Consider the following 17,295-nt stretch of genomic DNA (forward strand, 5'->3'; position numbering starts at 1 on the left):
TAGTCAAAGCAGGAGCGGCTAGCTTTGCTGCTTATTTGATTCACTTACCGGTTCTGGCTGGAGCCATGAATAGATTATATTCATTAGGAGTAAAGAACATCTGGTCACTCGGGTTGTGATCAACTGCAACAGCTATCTTCTTGTCATTTTTTACAAGCAACCAGCTGTTCAAAACCCCGTCGTTAGAACAATCATCCAATCGCTTTTCGTGCGTGACCATAAACCGCAAAACGCAGCAACAACGCCAATCGCTGTATCACAGGCTACACGTGCTCTCGGCAAACCATGCAAAATGAAGACGTCTTCATTAATGAGCATTCATGACCTTTTTGATGCATTGGACATTCAAAACTGGTTACCACGCAATTGCGGCGAAAAAGTTTTTATCAACAGGTGCGCCGTTCCCGGAATGCAAATCATGGAAGCGGTTTCACGGTCCTGGCTCGGTAGAAGGCTGGATTTTGGTTGAAGCAGATAATGCTGATGCCTGCTACGAACACGCGGCTGAATGGGCAGAGTGCTTGAACTGGGAAGTAACACCTGTTCATTCTGACGACCAGGCAGGTCCCTTCATGGCCAAGGTTTACAGCTGATCTCCACCCTAAGAAAGGAACGCCCGCCAACAGCTGATCCTTTGTTGTGCGGGATCTATTCCTTCCGATAGGCAGCCTCCAGATATCATTTGATCTACAAAAGATTTTGCATTAGCATAATTAAAGACAGCTAAGAGCAAGAAATGAACCCTACCTCAACAACAAAATATTTCAGAAGTAGACGAACCACTCAAATATTCTCCTCTTTATCTTTATCCCTTACATTATCACTATTGTCACCATTACTTGCAAAAAGCCATGACGAGCATTCTACAAGCCATGGCGTCAAGATCGAAGAATTAGCAAACTCCAGCAAAATGTGGAATGGCAACATGCTGCCTAATTATCCCGATGGGCAGCCCAAGATCAAAATCCTTCGGATCCAAGTGCCAAGCGGAATGACCTTACCCTGGCACTACCATCCTGTGATCAATGCAGCAGTGATTCTAGAAGGGACATTAGAACTCAAATTAAAAGATGGCAGTCAAAAGATTTACAGAAAAGGTGATGCTTTGATTGAAGTCGTCAACACGATTCATGCCGGGACAGCCTTAGGCAATGTAGATGTAGATCTAATTGTTTTTTATGCGGGAGAGAAGGCAATGCCCACAACAGTTCTCACCCATCCGCAGACCAGTCCGTAACAAGCAGCACTGGGTACTGGTCAGCAATCCTTGATAGAAATCTGCATCTGCACAGATAGAAACAATCACCGGTTAAAAACATAACAGTCCATGGAACTTAGGGATGGAATGGCATCACCGAACAGGAACACCCCTTATTCATCACACTCCTGCTCATCAGCTTTCAAGTGTTCAAGCAAATGTGAATACCAATTACCATAGGCAATGGCATCCTCCTTTGCAACTTCATTGGCTTCTATTGCCGCAAGTAATCGATATGCAGCGGCCCGTTGTTTTTGATCCACTTTCGCTTACCCCCTAATCATGGAGAGAAAACGAAGCGAAGTAGGTGCTGTCATCTCAGACACAAAATTCGCGAAACAGATCTCCATCTGGCAATCATTGGGTTCACAGTTAAAGGGAACAGACATCAACGCAATGAGCTCTCTTCGCTCTTTCTTCACAACAAAGAATGGCAATTCAGACATCAAAGACAAAAATTTAGCCGTACAATTATTATCGCCCAAGACCCTCCAAAAAGGCTCCCCCAAACGGGTGACAACAAACACCATTTGACTCACCCATTCAGGGGAGAAAGAACCATTGCGGCATCAAAACAACCCTGGTTAGAGCTTAGAGCTGACACCTAGAATTCAATCAACCATTAAAATTAAATTCCACAAACAACATCAAAGACAGGCAATGAAGACCGCTAAACTTGACACAAGTAAAGACGCATTCAGCTGAAATGGGAGAGGAACATTGAAAATCAGTCAACGAATGCAAGCCAAGGTCAGTGATCTGCTCGACAAAGTCAGACGAAGAATTGCCTACGTACCAGCCGTGGCTGATACAATTTCAGCCATGAAAGATCTTGGCATAGACCTGAAAGAGGAGAACAACAACAACACATGAGCTTCTGTAGGGGCAAAGCATCTGGATAAACGCTTCAATCTTGGTCTTGCCATCCTCATTCCTAGTGTTCAGCAGTCAACCTCAAGCTCTCCAAAAACCCCAGGCCCATGCAGTTCCTTGAGAAACCAACTATCACAACCACCGTGTCCTGTTTGACCAAGGGGCTTTTCGATCTTTAGGAATCCCCAAGTCCGATAAAGCCGTTGAGCCGCCACCATTGCTGAAAGAGTTTCGAGATAAATCCAGCGATAATTCAACACGCGAGCTTGTTCCAACAGGTTCGCCATAAGCCGGCAACCAACACCCTTCCCCCGTGCTGAAGGAGCTAAGTACATTTTCTGCAATTCGCAAGTAGCTTCCACACCACTTAAAGGGCCAATTCCAGCTCCTCCGAGAATATTCCCACCCTCTACTGCCACGTAATAAATCCATCCAGAGGCGGCGTAGGTCTTGCTCATGGCATCAAGCTCCGGATCTTGCCAAGCAAAACCGGGGCGATCAGCACCAAATTCAACAAGTGCGGCCCGAATCACTCCGGACAAGGCCGTTTCATCCAAATGATGTATCGGCCGAAGCTCTATATCTTGCCCTTCACTCAAAAGGATGACCTCCAAAACGCGTGACCTCCAAGAGGTTCATCAGGACAACCTCAATGAGCAAGCTCTGATGGAAGACAGCATCGCCAAAACAAACACTCATAGAAATCAATGACAAAACTATATGCAAAACAGCCAAAGCCCGAGGGAATCAATCATGGATCCCATGCATTCAGTAGTTTTAGTATGACAAGTGCTTCCACAGCAACAAAAGCTGGAGCACTAGACCCCAAATGCCTTTCATGCTAGATTCTTGAAACATATAATCAACATGCTGGATATTTTACCTGGATATTATGTTGTTTTCTTGGCTCTGGGGCTGGCAGCAGTTCTAGTGGTCTTTTTCTATTCTTTTACACGAAATTCCAAGTACGAAGTGCAGCAGCGAGCCAAAAAAATTCAGCAAAAGAGGCAAGAAGAGAATCAAATCAAATCAGACACTGAATGATCTCCAAGGGATGAGTGGGCCAGAACACCAATTGCCGCTCAGAACGAAAGCAGCCGTTCCATTCCTGGTCTTGGTTGCCTGTGCTCCGCCCTTCCCTGAGAAGAACGCTTTACTCGGTCTGCGTTTGACCTGAGCCGGGCCAGGCAATAATGCCATCCCACTATTCAAGCGAGAACAAAATCCGAGCCATTCCTAATCTCATCGGTTTTGGTTCTGATAGCAACGCGCCACACTTGCTGTATCGAGATCGGAGGAGCCATAACGGCCGATACTCCATCTGCACCGAAACAGGTGCCCTAAGGAGTTCAACCACTCACCACTTAGGAACCAGGCCCCAGGCGCCACACGCCAGACGCTTCGCACTCCTCTTTCAGTTCACTGTTGTCGTTTCGAGGTTCACGCTTCTCCGATACACATTCACTGAAGATTGGTTCGCGATATGCACAAACGAGCGAGCTAGGCCGTCTCTTCCATCCGGGAGGGGCGACCTCTCAAATTTCGTAATTCCAATCGAATTCATAGACTAATATTTGGGTGTTTTCTTGTTAATTAGGCATCAGCTTCAAACCAAAAGCAACAAAAGACAAGGCGAGCTTTCATGAACAAGCAAGCAACATACTGATCAGCAATAGATATAAACTGATCCGCAACCCTAGGCATGTTGACATGCTAGACAGAGTCGCAAAGCTCAGTCAATACAGACCCCTAAAATCAAAACCCTCTCTAAAGCTGTCAAAGCAATAGGTAAAATAGAACCAACGAATAGGATCAAGCAGAAGCTCTACACTGCATCATCACCTCACTTCCTTTCACTTTGTGAATACAAACAATAAACCCCTGCGCGTGCAAAGCGTTTATTTTCTTCCCGTCAGCTCATCCCAGCTAACCTCAGTCGCAACATCTTCAAACTCTTGACTCAATCGATGGCGAGGAATCTGAGGACAATCAGAGAGGGAAGACTTCTCAATCGCCTTAGAATGGCTTAATACGATCCCACTTAGAGGCACCTGTTTTGCATCAATAGAATCAAACTTATCGCTATATTTACCGGGAGCCATAAATCCAGCCTCAAAAAAGTGTAGGACAACTAGTGGGTATTGGATTATTGAGCCTGCTCAATTCCATCGCGATAGTCATCTAACAGTAAGGACACTCCATTAAAGTAAGCACACAGTTCACCACGCAACTGTGCATAATAGCTCAAAGCCTCGTTACTGTAGGCCTTACTCATTTCCTTCAAAAGGTTGTCAGTAATTCTATCCAATGCCTGATGGGCGACAGCAAGGTCTACATGGATCAGGTCCCTCCTTTCATTCGAAGAGATTGGATCATTACTACCAGAAGAACAGCGAGAATTAGCCTCTAACAACTGCTGTCGAAATGCTTCAATTTCGCTCATCGGATCATGAACCCGTTGCTTCAAAAAAATATGACATCGGTTTCTACCATCCTGGTTAATTCAGATACATAACAAGGTGTTAGAGAACACGCATCATAAAATATCCGAGGCCCATAGCTGCCAGTCCAGAGCATCCGGCCAAGACTGGGCTGGCCATGCCTTATTTCGTAGATCAAACCAGACTGAATCGGACCCATTCACCGAACATTGAATCAACAATGCCAAAGGGGGCAACCACAATATTTTCCTCTAAAGGCCCTGTTTCAAACGGTTCATTGCTCTATTAAGGAGTGACAACCTCTCTCCTGAAGGCAGTTTTCGCTTTTCAGGCGAGAGGCATAAGAGCCACTCCACCACACAAATCAACTCCCAAAAAGCAGAGCACAATTTGCATCAATAGCTACAAATTCGCCAAAGGTCAAAATACTCATCACAGAGATTTAGCATCAGGCTTAACCAAAAACGATCATCCGGGTAACAACCAATACGCCCCCTTATGACGATCACGGGGCATGGTGAATGGACAACAGTATTAGCTCTATGGAATTATTCGTTGGCATCTGCATCATCCCATTCCTGAGCGCTCTATTTATTCAAGCCGGTCAAGATGAAAACTCTGAAGATCATGATTTCCTCTAAATAATGCCGTTAAAAACTTTTTTCAAGCTGGTTTTCATAATACATTTTAATCCAACTTGACCCCGCAAAAGGGGGATGCCGTCTAAGCGACTCGAAAACATTTACTCTTTGATTGATCAGGTTGGTTCTGCCATTCCCCAACCACCGCCACCGGGCGTTGCAATCCAAAATCGATCACCCGTTTCCACCCTCTGCTCGAAACAGCCTGGTTGTTCTTGCCAAGGGCCGCCACCTTCACTTATCCAAGTCATCCCCAGAGCACCTGGCTGCCCACCAGCCAAACCAAATGGCGCCACACGGCGAGACCCAGACAGCAAAGCCACCGTCATCGGAGCAAGAAAACGAATCTGACGCTCAAGTCCATCACCACCTGACCAGCAACCTTTCCCCCCACTACCCCGACGTAGCTCAAAGCGTTCCAAACGCACAGGGAATCGTTGCTCGAGGATTTCCGGATCCGTGAGTCTGGAGTTGGTCATGTGGGTTTGTACGCCGGATGAACCGTGAAATCCCGGACCTGCCCCACCACCCCCAGAAATCGTCTCGTAATACTGAGATCGTTCATCCCCAAACGTGAGGTTGTTCATCGTTCCCTGCGCCGCGGCCATCACACCCATCGCTGCGAATAACAGGTTGCAGAGCGCCTGAGAAGTCTCCACATTGCCTGCCACCACTGCCGCTGGGGGGAGGGGATTCAACAGTGAACCCTGCGGAACCACCAAAGTAAGCGGCTCAAAGCAACCCGCATTGAGGGGTATTGCTTCATCCACCAAGCAGCGCAGGACATACAACACAGCTGCTTTGGTGACCGCTAGCGGAGCATGAAAGTTGTGGTCTCCTTGGGGGCTCGTCCCAGTGAAATCAAGGCAAGCCGTTCGCGCTGTGTGGTCCACATGCAAAGCAAGCTGCAAACGGCCGCCATGGTCTAACTCCACAGTGAACTGCTGATCCGCCAAACGACTGATCACACGACGCACCGTTTCCGCCGCATGGGTTTGAACAAAGCGCATATAACGACTGACGCGCCCAGGTCCCTCTCGCTGCATCAACTGTTCAAGATGCTCTACGCCGAGGCGGTTGGCTGCCACCTGAGCCTGCAAATCCGCCCAAAGCACATCAGGAGAGCGCGGCGACTGCCGCTCTGCCTTCAAAATCGCGTTCCAGCCATCCACATCCAAGACGCCACCACGCAGGAGTGACCAGTTGCGGAGCCGTAGGCCTTCCTCTCCGATCTCACGACTGAAAGGAGGCATGGACCCAGGCGTGAGGCCACCGACATCAGCGTGATGTCCGCGACAAGCAACGTAGTAACTCGGCCGTTCCCCCTCTCCGAAGACAGGGGTCATCACCGTGATGTCTGGGAGATGGGTGCCCCCGTGATAGGGGTCATTACTCAGCACTGTTTCGCCCGGTTCCAAAGGCGGGCGTTCACCGCGTTGGATCTGGTGCAGCAGGTCCACCACCGCCTCACCCATAGAGCCCAAATGCACAGGGATATGGGGAGCATTGGCAACCAATGCCCCGTGGTGATCAAACAGCGCACAGGAAAAGTCCAGCCGCTCGCGAATATTCACTGAACGACTCGTCTGCCGAAGTCGCTCCCCCATCTGCTCAGCAATCACCATGAAACGGTGATGAAACAGGCTTAGGTCCACCGGATCTGGAACATCAACAACCTGATCCCGAGATGACCTTTGGACCGGCAGCTCAGCAGCAGTGAGTAGCAAGCTTCCTGCGGAGTCGCAGTGGGCCGACCAGCCAGGCTCCAGCACGGTGCAGCCCGTGGGGTCAAGGATCAAGGCTGGGCCTTGCAAGGACTCTTGCAACACAGCATCGCAACGCTGCACCACCGGAACTTGTCGCCAACCAATCCCAGCCCAGTGAATGGTGGCTGTTGTGCTGAAAGATTCAGACACCGACTGTGGCGCTGATGCCATGAGGGTGTCGTTATGAACGCGTGCTGGTGCCGTAAAAACCTCAACCTCCAATCGCTCCAGAATCAAGGCTGTAGTGCGGGGAGGCTTGTAGCCAAAGCGCTGCCGGTGGGCTTGATCGAAATCACCTTCCAACCTTGAAAGTTGCAAAGTGGAGGTGAGATCGGTGATCGGGATCAGCAATCCCTGTTCGGAGGCAGCATCGCGAAGTTCAAGCCGAATGCGGTGCTCAAATTGGGACGCATGGCCTGCCCCAGCGGCCTGCAGCTTCTCCTCTGCAAAGGCCAACTCCTGGCGAATCCTTCCAGGAATGGAAGCCAACACTTCTTCTCTGAGAGCACGGCGAACAACGACCTGACGCCATTCCCGCAGGCGTGCCTGACCCAGGCCAAAAGCCGACAACACGCCAGCGAGTGGATGGATCAACACTTGACTGAGCCCAAGCACTCCCGCAACTCGGCACGCCAATTGGCCAGCAGCTCCGCCATAGGCCACCAGCGTCCCAGCACGGATGTCGTGACCACGAAGCAACGACACCTGCTGTATGGCACCCGCCATCATTTCCACGGCGAGGTCAAGAGCGCCCTCCGCAAGCGACTCAGGATCACGTCCCAACCGGCAAGCAAGCTCCCCAAAGCGCTGCCGGACCACCTCAAGATCCGGACGCAAATCCGCAGCTGGCCCAAACACGGGGGGAAAGGCCTCCACCTGTAATCGACCGAGAAAAAGATGGGCGTCGGTGATCGTTAAGGGGCCGCCACAGCGATAGCAAGCTGGTCCTGGGCTAGCACCTGCAGAGCGAGGGCCAACCTGTAAACGATCGCCATCACCCCGAATAATCGAGCCCCCACCTGCGGCGACGGTATGGATCGGCAGTCGTGCAGCAGACAACTCGAGGCCTGCAATTTTGGTCTCAGCGCTGCGCTCCCAGTCCTTGTCAGAGGCACCTGCTGGCAAACAGAACACATCGGTGCTGGTGCCACCCATGTCGACCCCCACGAGCGGCTGATCTGCCAGACCAGCCGCCTCTGCTGCTGCAACGGCACCGACCATTCCTCCAGCAGGCCCGGAGAGAATGGTGTCCTTCGCCAACAGTTGTTCAAGACCTTGCAAGGCGCCACTCGAGGTCATCACCCGCAGTCGTACCTTCCCTCCAAGTGACTGCATCACTTGCTGGAGATAGCGAAAGAGCAGCTCTTCCACCGCCGCCTCAACAACGGTGGTCTGAGACCGGGGGACCAAGCGCGGCAGTGGGCTTACCTGGTGGGAGCAAACCACCGTGGTGAACCCCATCGTTTGCGCCAACTGAGCCAGTTGCCTCTCATGGCACGGCTCTCGCCACGCATGCATCAGGGCAATGGCGCAGGCGTTGATACCAGCACTCCGATGAGCGCGCAGCGTTGCCTCCAGCTCTTCATCGACGCAAAGAGGTTCCACCTCCTCCCCATCGGCATTCAATCGCCCCCCGGATTCAACAACGGCCACAGCCAACGACGTCGGAGCAGGAATCTCCAGCGCGAACAGATCAGGGCGATGCTGATCACCAATCAACAACAAATCCGCCAGACCCTTGTTGGTGATCAACAGAACAGGCTCCCCTGCCCCCTCAAGCAGGGCATTGGTCGCGACTGTTGTCCCCAATCGCACCTCCTGGATCAAACCTGGCGGGATTGGGGCCGCCGCAGGCAAACCCATCACCTCACGGATGGCACAAACCGCGGGATCACCACGATTGATCGTTGGCTCTGAGAGCACTTTGCGAACCACAAGCTCACCACTGGGGGCGCGACCCACCAGATCCGTGAATGTTCCGCCACGGTCAACCCAAAATTGCCACGACCCTTCAGAGCCTAGTGATTCCAAGGGGTTTTAGCGATGTGTAGTCCGAGAATCGGCATGTATTAGGAGCAGGCGTTTGCAGTGAAATCACTGGTAAGCCACAGCTAGCAGATCCATCAGTCGCAGCCCTCAGCCCATCAAACAGAAGACTTGCCTCTTCAAATTCCGAAATCGATGTATTGGAGGCTCAAATCGACGGAAACACCTGAATCAATATCGATTATTTCCAGAGAGAACAGATCAAGAATGCCTAGGCACAGAGCAACAGTGGAAGCACCTACGCAAACAAGGTTGATCACAAACGACACCTGTATGGGGCGATGGTGTTGAGCCATAAAAAAGAACGGGCGTCTTCACAACCGACCGTTCAAAGCAGGACGCTTCCCAACATCCTGGCCCTAACCAATACAAGCGTGTGACTGTGTCGGTGTCCGTAGAGATACATACTCATCTCCGTTTAAGGACATAAAAAACCCCGTAAGGCAGATGCCTTGCGGAGTGGGTGATGGGGAAATTGGATTTTATTAAACCTTGTGAGTTTTATTACCACTTACTCATCAAATACTCAGCAAAGCAACTCTGGAAACACCTAAGCAAGCAGGGATATGGAAGCAGGCGGAACCTGTATGGGGAGATGCTGTTGCCCCATAAAAAACAGAGGGGTTTAATCCTCTGTCTTGGTGTGTGTGAGGTTGAGCCACTCTTCCCAGCAATGGCTCCCTTTGAAGATGGCTCGGGTGAATGTTCGATGTCCTTGAAACTCCAGTTAGCCGCAAGACCTCAAAGCCTCAACGACTGTTCGAAGGACATAAAAATGGGAGGGTGCTTACTCCTCCCACAATGACTGCTTTCGACTTCTCAACGATGTCCCGTGAGGACGCAAAAGGTGTGACCCATCCGTATCTCTCGTGTGACTGAATGCTCCTGTGGTCTAGCGGTAGCAGTGCCAACCATTGCATCAGCCTGCCGTGCAGCAAAAAACACAGAAGTGTTTCCACTTCAAGCGATCACATGCAAGACCCATGAACGGACTATTGATTAACTTAGCAATTCAAAAATCTAGTTACAGAACATGCAGAAACCTCTAACAACCCATTTGCTTCGAATGTTCAGCAACCCCAATCCCTCTCCCTGACTGTGATCTTGAGATTTGACTTATAGAGCAGAGAGCGCAAGCCCTTCAGGTCTTCTCTTCTTCCGAAGACCATGCGACCAACGAAATCAGGAGAGGAATGAGAAGCAATGTCTTTTTCATTATTTATTTTGTATAGGGCTCACAGAACTCATCAATTTCAAAAACTTGTTCCGGCAAGTCTTGTTTCCCCAACTTTTCAATTGCTTCCGCAGTTGTCAATTGTCCGGAATTTTTAAGAGCACAGGTGGTCTTAATTCTCTGCTCCTCATCCTCCAAAGAACAGGAGAACATGAGTAAGAATAGTGACAGTGTTTGAAGCAGTTGAAACGTTTTCATTGGTAATCGTTTTGGGTGCACGCCCCCCCCTCAACCCATGCTGCATCGTCCACCCACAACCAAAGTTTTGGGTGACGCCGTAGCCAGCTGGCAGGCACCTCTGGATCACCATCAAGATCCAAAGCCTTGCGCAGGATCCCCGCCTTAGGAGCACCGGTCACGATCAAGTGAAGTTCCTTTGCCGCGAGGATCTCGTGGAGGCCCAGGGTGATCGCTTCCTCCGGAACCAACGCTGGACTGCCCTGGAACGAAGAGGCATTTTGCGATCGCGTAGCGGGGCTGAGTCTGACCACACGACAGCGCTCATCTGGACCACATGGGGGCTCGTTAAATCCCACATGTCCATTGCTGCCCAAGCCCAACAGCTGCGAGCCAATCCCCCCAGCAATGTGGATCTCGGCCGCAAAGCGATCAGCGGCCGCGTGAGGATCGGCAGCAGCTCCATCTGGTAACAACACTTGGGCAGGATTAAGCCCTAGGGGCCGCACTAGGTGATGCCCCATAAAGGAAGAGAAAGAGCTGGGATGCTCCGGTGCCAAACCCACATATTCATCAAGATTGAAACTGAGCCAGCGCTGACGCAAACGCGTCAGACGACCCGTAGGCCAGTTGCTTAAACGCGAAACCAATGCGGCGTAAAGCGGCTCCATGGTGCGTCCCGTCGCCAAACCCAGGGGCCGAAACGCCTGGTGCTCAAGAGAGTCCTGCAGGCCTTGCTCAAGCTGATCAACCACAGCCTCCATGAGCTGCAGCGGATTGCGCCTGCGCACGATGGTGATCGTGTCTGAAATCTTGAGCACGATGAACTGCCACTGACGTCAACCCCACCAGGCTGACTCTGAACGGAGCCGAAGCGCCACAGCTGGGTCATCACTAGAGCGGTAGGGGCGAATTTCTGCACCGCGGTAGTAGTGCAAAAGAATCTGACGAAAATCAGCACCTTGAAGCGCCAGACCATGGGCTCCCCACTGACTCATCCCAACCCCATGGCCAAAGCCTTGACCACGAGCTTCGAGAACCATCTCACCCACCCTGAAGCCAGGACGTGGCTGATTAAAAGCTGACTGGTTGAGAGGGGGGAGAGGGGGAGGTGGCAGGAGAGACGCCAGTCGACCGGAGGGCCTGGCTGGGGTGGCAAGACCACTTGCAGAGTCTTGCCAGAGACCGATCAAAGGTGGGGCTGCCTGCGTTGATGCTTGAGGAACTGATTGGCGGGCTCTCTGAGCAGATGTGGCTGAAGACGCACTGGAGCCATTGATGAGCTCGAATTGAACCATCGTGCTTTTGAGGCCGAGACGCTTGCGCAGCTCTCTCCCCGTCAATACCAAAGAACCACGGGGGCCTTGCACACGCGCCGTACGCACCCGACCGGTTGAGCTTGTCTTGAGCACCTGCAAGCTCTTGACGCCTCCGGTTTCACGGAAGAGGCCACGCAGCTCATCATCATTAAAACGTTTGTTCCAGCGATGCACGGGACTGTGCTGATCGTGATCCGCAACGCTGACCAGGTAGGGAAGTTGATTGCGCCAAACCTCACCACTGGGTTCCGTTGCACCACCTGAGCTGCTGTGAAACACAGCATTGATCAGCCTGCCAGCATGTACTAAGACCAAAGAGCGCGTACTTTCTACCGCTTCGATCGTGCTGGGGGTTTCGGATTCAACCCCGCGGTACACCTGGCTGGACACAGTGGCCTTCACATCGAAGTCTCCAGCCTTCCCACGCTGTCTGAGGGCATAAGTGCGCGCCGCGACCGCCTGAGCTTGCAAGGCTGGTAAGGGCCACTTGTGGGGCATTTCGCTCCCCACAACACTCGCCAAATAGGTTTCGATACCGAGGTGATTCACCACCTGGACCTGGCCGGCACGCACCAAAAATTGCAACCTGCCCCGATAGCGGCGGGAACCCAGCCAAACCCCCCGTGGATCGTTGCTGTTCACCTCAATCGCCGAACGAGCTGAGAGCTGGAGATCCGAACCGTTGCTCGTTTGACCGCTGATCAAGAGGCGCCCCGCTCTCAGGCTCACGTCCATGGAGCGCATGCGCTGATCGCCGCGGCCAAGACCACGGACCAGGAATGGCTGCTCTCCATCAGCTCTTAAACGCACCAACGGAGCTTGTGACAGGAGCACTCGCATCGAGGGCTCCTGTGCAGCCTGCACAGCCCTCTGGTCAAAGCCAACCGCCATGACAGCCATCGGCATGGTCAGGGCGGCAGTCAGGACGGAACAGAGCGCTGACGGACGGGAGACCACTGCAAGCTGAAACCAGGGAGCTCAGTGTGACCTGACGATTCGAAAGCGGCCAGGTCCACATGGCAGATTTGATGGCTTAGCGCGTTGAGACGTGCAGGTCACCTTTCTTGGAACCAGTTCAGGCGTGCCCACCCGTGGTCGCAATGTCTCGTCTGTGGCGCTGCGTTTGCCGCAGAGATCGGAACTGTGGTTGTTCGATTGCGGGGAGGGAACCCAACATCAATTTTTACGCTGCGACTTGCGCCTGTCCCAACTGAGGAGGGTGTTCATCACCCATATGCATGGTGACCATGTCTTTGGCCTCCCAGGGCTGTTGGCAAGTTTGGGGCTTGGCAGCACAAGCAACGGTGTAGACCTCTACGGCCCTGACCCCTTGGATGCCTATCTCCAAGGGGTTCTGCGCACGAGTTCCACTCGCATCGGCTACCCGCTTGCAATCCATCGTGTGCGTGAAGCAGCTGAACAGAACACCGTTGTGTTTGAAGACGACGATCTGATCGTGACCGCGGCCCCTCTCAACCATCGCGTTCCGGCCTACGCCTATCGAGCCGAACAAAAACCAAAAGCAGGTCGCTTTGATATCGACAAGGCGCGAGAGCTAGAGATCCCTCCGGGGCCTGTCTACGCAGCTCTGAAGCGCGGCGAATCGGTCACGCTGGACGACGGTCGAACCATTGATGGCAGGACCTTATGCGGGCCAGAACAACCTGGTGTAAGCGTTGTGTATTGCACCGACACCGTCTTCTGCGAAGCAGCTGTGCAGTTGGCTCAGGGTGCCGACCTCCTGATCCATGAATCGACCTTCTCCCATGCTGAAGCCGACATGGCTTTCAAGAGGCAACATTCCACAAGCACCATGGCGGCCCAGACCGCTGCGGAAGCCGGTGTTAAGCAGCTAGCACTGACCCATCTCAGCCCTCGCTATGCCCCTGGAAACGCAGTCACAGCCGACGATTTAGTCGCCGAGGCCCGTGCCATTTTCCCGAACACAATTTTGGCCAAGGATTTCCTCAATGTGGTCGTTAATCCCTCGTAATGAGGGACGCGCGCTGCAACAGTTCGTGATCACTAGACCCTCTAGTGCCTCATCCGCATCCCACCCCGTGATACAAGGACTTGGTGCGCTGTCTACGTCAGTCTCTGACATCTTTCATGGCCTCTTTTTTCTCCACATTGCGTCGATCATTGAATCGACTGCTGATCGCCCTGCCAGTGCTGCTTGGACTGTTGATCAGTACCCCCGCCCAGGCCGCCCAGTGGGATGCCGAGATCCTCACGGTGCCAGCTGACGGCGATGGCGCCCTGGTCACCTTCAGTGAGCAGGAAATCAAGACAGGTCGGAAGGTGTTCAACGTCAGCTGCGGCACCTGCCACGCCGGCGGTATCACCAAAACCAACCAGAATGTTGGCCTGGATACGGAAACGCTTGCACTGGCCACTCCAGCCCGTGACAACGTTGCGTCTCTCGTGGATTACCTGCAAGACCCCACGTCGTATGACGGTGAGTACAGCATCGCCGATTTGCATCCCAGCATGCGCAGCCGCGATCTCTATCCCGCCATGCGCGATCTCACCGACGAGGATCTTCGCCTGATGTCTGGATACATCCTTGTGGCTCCGAAAGTCTTGGGTGTGGAATGGGGCGGCGGAAAAATTTACTTCTAAATCTTTTGATTAGATAATTACCCCACACAAATAATCGGCCGAAGGCCTCAGGCTTGCCTGAGGCCTTTTATTTATGCGTCGATCACGCATGCCATCCAGCGACAAAAGCATCCCGAACCTTGAGCCGAATACCTCCAAAAACGAGAAGCCGATAAACACATATCAACCCACTTTAAACAAAATGTTACTACCTTGCGAAACAAAAATTTTAATCAGACTGCCTAACGATACAAGCCATTCAAGATAAATTAATTCAAGCAAAAGAAATTTGGAGTCTTTTCAGCAATGCTGTCTTCCACCTCAGTCATCACAAGCTTTGGCGGTGAACGCGAAACGAAGCCTTCTATCTCATTCAAGAGCGGTCAGACTAAATCATCCAAGTCCGCAGCACTAAGCAATAGCGAATTCCAGCGAAGACAGTGCGAGGGAATGAAACTAGCGATCGGCCCTCGCCTGCACGATCAATGCGGGACCAAAGTCACTTTCGAGGAATTCCCAGACATCTCTCAGGAGTCACTAGAGAACGCGATAAGCGCTGCCTATCAACATGTCTATGGCAATGCACACGTCATGGACAACGAGAGATCCGCTTCTCTTGAAGCAGAATTAAAAGATGGACGCATTTCGATTCAAGGTTTCGTGCGTGGGCTCGCAAAATCCGATTTCTACAAGAAAAACTTTTACGACAAATGCTCACCAGAAAGAACGATTGAACTTGATCTCAAACATATTTTAGGCAGAACACCTCATGATCAGCGCGAGATCACAAAATACATTGAGATCCAAGCAGCGAACGGGCATCAGGCTGTGATTGATTCAATGGTGGACTCAGCCGAATATTCAGAGACTTTCGGACGGCATACAGTTCCTTACATGAGGTCTTGGCGTTCGCAAGCAGGATCAGCTCAATCAGCATTCAACAGAACGGCTGCGATTTGTCTTGGATACGCCTATAGCGACAAAGCGATCGGCATCAACTCAAAGTTGAGCCAAGGCTTAAAAACAGGAAAAGCAGAGAGCATTGCCTTCCCGCATGCATCAACACTGAATTTCTCAGGAGCAAACATGATCCTGAAGAGAGGAAAGCCAGCAGCGTGGATCAGAAAATCAGCAACTGTTCTAACAATCGCGGGCACAATCGAAATCACCCGCATCATCCTCACGATTGCCTATAACGCCTTTTCTTCTTAAGGAAGCCAATCAGAGGCACATATCCTGCATTTTTGCAAACAGGATACGTGCCTCTCTGGACAAGAAAACCTCTCAACCAGAGGGAGAAGAGATTTGCGGAATCCTTAGACCTGTTAAAATCATTGTTTATCACAGTGCATAACTTCCTGCTCAGTTCCTTTCGGTACGCCTACAAGGCCTGAGAGAAATTATGCTTTTCCAAACTTTAATTCCATGGCAAAAGGCTATTGGGTTGTGACTGGCACTATTCACACCCCCTTGGGAATGGTTCCCTTCATCAACAAGTTCAACGCTTGGCTACCAACAGTGGGCGCACGTTTACTCATTCGCGATCTTGAAACTGAGGTGCGGGAAGGGACTCCCGGCTCAGTGAATATCATTGTTGAATTTGATTCAAAAGAGCAAGCAGTTACTGCATACGAATCAAAAGAATACCAGGAGTTAATCAATCTCAGGCTTCAGCATTCAGACATCAACCTCACTATCACAGAAGAACTAACAAACTAAGACAGCAATCAGAAACAATCAGCCAACAAATGCCGCCTGCTTGGATTACCCTAAAAAAGAAAATTAGCTTTTCACAAGGGCTAGGATTAAGGCATTCAGAGCCATGTCGAACGAGCTTGTTGAAGCAAAGGATATCCCTAGCAATCAACCCTACACTCCAAAAAGTATATTACATCAGCCAATAACAAAAATATTTTAACGACAAATTCGCTTCAAAAGCACAACAACGATCAAGCCCATCTCTCTTCATAACATCTATCCAAAAAATGAAGCCTGCCTAGCAGAGTCATTTCAACCCCTTCCTTCAACAAAAGGCTCCGGGGGTGAGTCATTCAAATCGACCATTGATTTTGGCAAACGGCTATACCACCACTCCTGCAACTCAGGTGTTAAGCGCATCGAGAAGAGAGTTAGGAGCGTAGCCGTAGGGCGAGAGCCGGGCTGGAGCAACTCAACGGAATATGAGGGGCAGCGCCTCGAGGCCAGATCTGGCACAAACCTGCGCCCCACCCGGCGCCAACTCGGCTCTTTGCTGCGCCAAGCCAAGCGACAACAGGGCCAGGGCAGCTCCTCACGATCAAACAAACGACAACAGGGACCAATCACCCGAAAGCTGTACTGTCCGCCTGGACTGGCGTGCACCGATCCATGCTCCAGCAGTGCCTGAACATCAGAACGCAGTGCAGGAACAGGTGTCACAGAATGACCAAAGCCAAGAGCCGTACTCACATTAAAAAGCCACCCGCAAGGGTGGCGAAAGGATCGGCCGAGGGCGACCTCAACTCAAAGCCAAAGGGCTCAATAGAGCTCTTCTTCAGCGTGAGTCTTGATGGTGCAATCAGAGGTTGGATAGGCCACGCAGGTCAGAACGAAACCAGCTTCAATCTGATCGTCGTCCAGGAAGCTCTGGTCGGACTGATCAACAGTACCGGCAGTGATTTTGCCTGCGCATGTGGAACAAGCGCCTGCACGGCAGGAGTAGGGAAGATCGATACCTTGCTCTTCAGCAGCATCAAGGATGTACTGATCGTCAGGAACTTCGATGGTCTTGTTGAGGCCTTCGCTCTCGCTGACCAGGGTGACCTTATAAGAAGCCATGGATGGATGTAATGCGCAGAGATCGAATCGATCTGAATCTGCTGGACCAAACCTTTCTATATCGGACAGACGCCTTGGTACGGGATTCATCAGGGTTTTCCATTCAAGCCCAATGAAAGACG

At 51.6% G+C, this 17,295-nt stretch carries 17 protein-coding genes; 8 read left to right on the forward strand and 9 right to left on the reverse strand.

What is annotated here, in order from left to right; translation table 11 throughout:
* Nucleotides 1-320 precede the first annotated feature (320 nt).
* Both NCN04_RS01160 and NCN04_RS01165 read left to right on the forward strand, forming a co-directional pair.
* Nucleotides 321-593: a DUF3303 domain-containing protein gene (locus NCN04_RS01160; protein WP_250394911.1), complete on the forward strand. Its 273-nt coding sequence runs from the start codon at nt 321-323 to the stop codon at nt 591-593.
* Nucleotides 594-826: 233 nt separating this feature from the next.
* Nucleotides 827-1,237 carry a cupin domain-containing protein gene (locus tag NCN04_RS01165; RefSeq protein WP_048347113.1) on the forward strand — a complete coding sequence of 137 codons (411 nt, stop codon included), beginning with the start codon at nt 827-829 and terminating at the stop codon, nt 1,235-1,237.
* A gap of 134 nt (nt 1,238-1,371) precedes the next feature.
* On the opposite strand, the gene NCN04_RS01170 is transcribed toward NCN04_RS01165, so the two are convergent.
* The gene (locus NCN04_RS01170; RefSeq protein WP_157028599.1) at nt 1,372-1,521 is read right to left on the reverse strand and encodes a hypothetical protein; all 150 of its coding nucleotides are present in this window, start codon (nt 1,519-1,521) and stop codon (nt 1,372-1,374) included.
* Nucleotides 1,522-1,996: 475 nt separating this feature from the next.
* Here NCN04_RS01170 and NCN04_RS10610 point away from each other — a divergent pair, with 475 nt between their 5' ends.
* Complete coding sequence (locus NCN04_RS10610; protein ID WP_284498500.1) at nt 1,997-2,131, forward strand: hypothetical protein; 135 nt, start codon at nt 1,997-1,999, stop codon at nt 2,129-2,131.
* Between the two features lie 68 nt (nt 2,132-2,199).
* Here the strand turns inward: NCN04_RS10610 and NCN04_RS01175 are convergent, their stop codons facing one another.
* Nucleotides 2,200-2,664: a GNAT family N-acetyltransferase gene (locus tag NCN04_RS01175; protein WP_250394919.1), complete on the reverse strand. Its 465-nt coding sequence runs from the start codon at nt 2,662-2,664 to the stop codon at nt 2,200-2,202.
* A gap of 334 nt (nt 2,665-2,998) precedes the next feature.
* Between NCN04_RS01175 and NCN04_RS01180 the strand changes: the two genes are divergently transcribed.
* A complete protein-coding gene (locus NCN04_RS01180; protein WP_250394912.1) occupies nt 2,999-3,175 on the forward strand; it encodes a hypothetical protein in 177 nt (58 codons plus the stop codon).
* Between the two features lie 854 nt (nt 3,176-4,029).
* On the opposite strand, the gene NCN04_RS01185 is transcribed toward NCN04_RS01180, so the two are convergent.
* The 5 genes from NCN04_RS01185 to NCN04_RS01205 all read right to left on the reverse strand — a co-directional run bounded on the left by NCN04_RS01185 (nt 4,030) and on the right by NCN04_RS01205 (nt 12,661).
* Nucleotides 4,030-4,233, reverse strand: a complete 204-nt coding sequence (locus NCN04_RS01185) for a hypothetical protein (protein WP_250394913.1) — start codon at nt 4,231-4,233, stop codon at nt 4,030-4,032.
* Nucleotides 4,234-4,277: 44 nt separating this feature from the next.
* Nucleotides 4,278-4,574, reverse strand: coding sequence for a hypothetical protein (locus NCN04_RS01190; RefSeq protein WP_250394914.1), 297 nt, complete (start codon nt 4,572-4,574; stop codon nt 4,278-4,280).
* Nucleotides 4,575-5,329: 755 nt separating this feature from the next.
* Nucleotides 5,330-9,010 carry a hydantoinase B/oxoprolinase family protein gene (locus NCN04_RS01195; protein WP_284498502.1) on the reverse strand — a complete coding sequence of 1,227 codons (3,681 nt, stop codon included), beginning with the start codon at nt 9,008-9,010 and terminating at the stop codon, nt 5,330-5,332.
* A 1,443-nt stretch (nt 9,011-10,453) separates the two neighbouring features.
* A complete protein-coding gene (locus NCN04_RS01200) occupies nt 10,454-11,200 on the reverse strand; it encodes a glucosamine-6-phosphate deaminase (RefSeq protein ID WP_250394920.1) in 747 nt (248 codons plus the stop codon).
* Nucleotides 11,201-11,275: 75 nt separating this feature from the next.
* Nucleotides 11,276-12,661, reverse strand: a complete 1,386-nt coding sequence (locus NCN04_RS01205; protein ID WP_250394921.1) for a SpoIID/LytB domain-containing protein — start codon at nt 12,659-12,661, stop codon at nt 11,276-11,278.
* Between the two features lie 142 nt (nt 12,662-12,803).
* Here NCN04_RS01205 and rnz point away from each other — a divergent pair, with 142 nt between their 5' ends.
* The 4 genes from rnz to NCN04_RS01225 all read left to right on the forward strand — a co-directional run bounded on the left by rnz (nt 12,804) and on the right by NCN04_RS01225 (nt 16,075).
* Nucleotides 12,804-13,748, forward strand: a complete 945-nt coding sequence (gene rnz / locus NCN04_RS01210; RefSeq protein ID WP_250394916.1) for a ribonuclease Z — start codon at nt 12,804-12,806, stop codon at nt 13,746-13,748.
* A 116-nt stretch (nt 13,749-13,864) separates the two neighbouring features.
* Nucleotides 13,865-14,377, forward strand: a complete 513-nt coding sequence (gene psbV / locus NCN04_RS01215) for a photosystem II cytochrome c-550 (RefSeq protein WP_048347122.1) — start codon at nt 13,865-13,867, stop codon at nt 14,375-14,377.
* Nucleotides 14,378-14,662: 285 nt separating this feature from the next.
* Complete coding sequence (locus tag NCN04_RS01220; RefSeq protein WP_250394917.1) at nt 14,663-15,568, forward strand: phycobilisome rod-core linker polypeptide; 906 nt, start codon at nt 14,663-14,665, stop codon at nt 15,566-15,568.
* Between the two features lie 213 nt (nt 15,569-15,781).
* Nucleotides 15,782-16,075 (forward strand): DUF1330 domain-containing protein, encoded by a 294-nt coding sequence (locus NCN04_RS01225; protein ID WP_250394918.1) that lies wholly within the window; start codon nt 15,782-15,784, stop codon nt 16,073-16,075.
* A 291-nt stretch (nt 16,076-16,366) separates the two neighbouring features.
* Here the strand turns inward: NCN04_RS01225 and NCN04_RS01230 are convergent, their stop codons facing one another.
* Complete coding sequence (locus NCN04_RS01230) at nt 16,367-16,774, reverse strand: DUF8632 family protein (RefSeq protein WP_245407124.1); 408 nt, start codon at nt 16,772-16,774, stop codon at nt 16,367-16,369.
* Nucleotides 16,775-16,873: 99 nt separating this feature from the next.
* Nucleotides 16,874-17,173: a ferredoxin gene (locus NCN04_RS01235; RefSeq protein ID WP_006043345.1), complete on the reverse strand. Its 300-nt coding sequence runs from the start codon at nt 17,171-17,173 to the stop codon at nt 16,874-16,876.
* Between the last annotated feature and the right edge of the window lie 122 nt (nt 17,174-17,295).

Source organism: Synechococcus sp. MU1655 (assembly GCF_023630655.1).
Taxonomy (GTDB): Bacteria; Cyanobacteriota; Cyanobacteriia; order PCC-6307; family Cyanobiaceae; genus Synechococcus_C.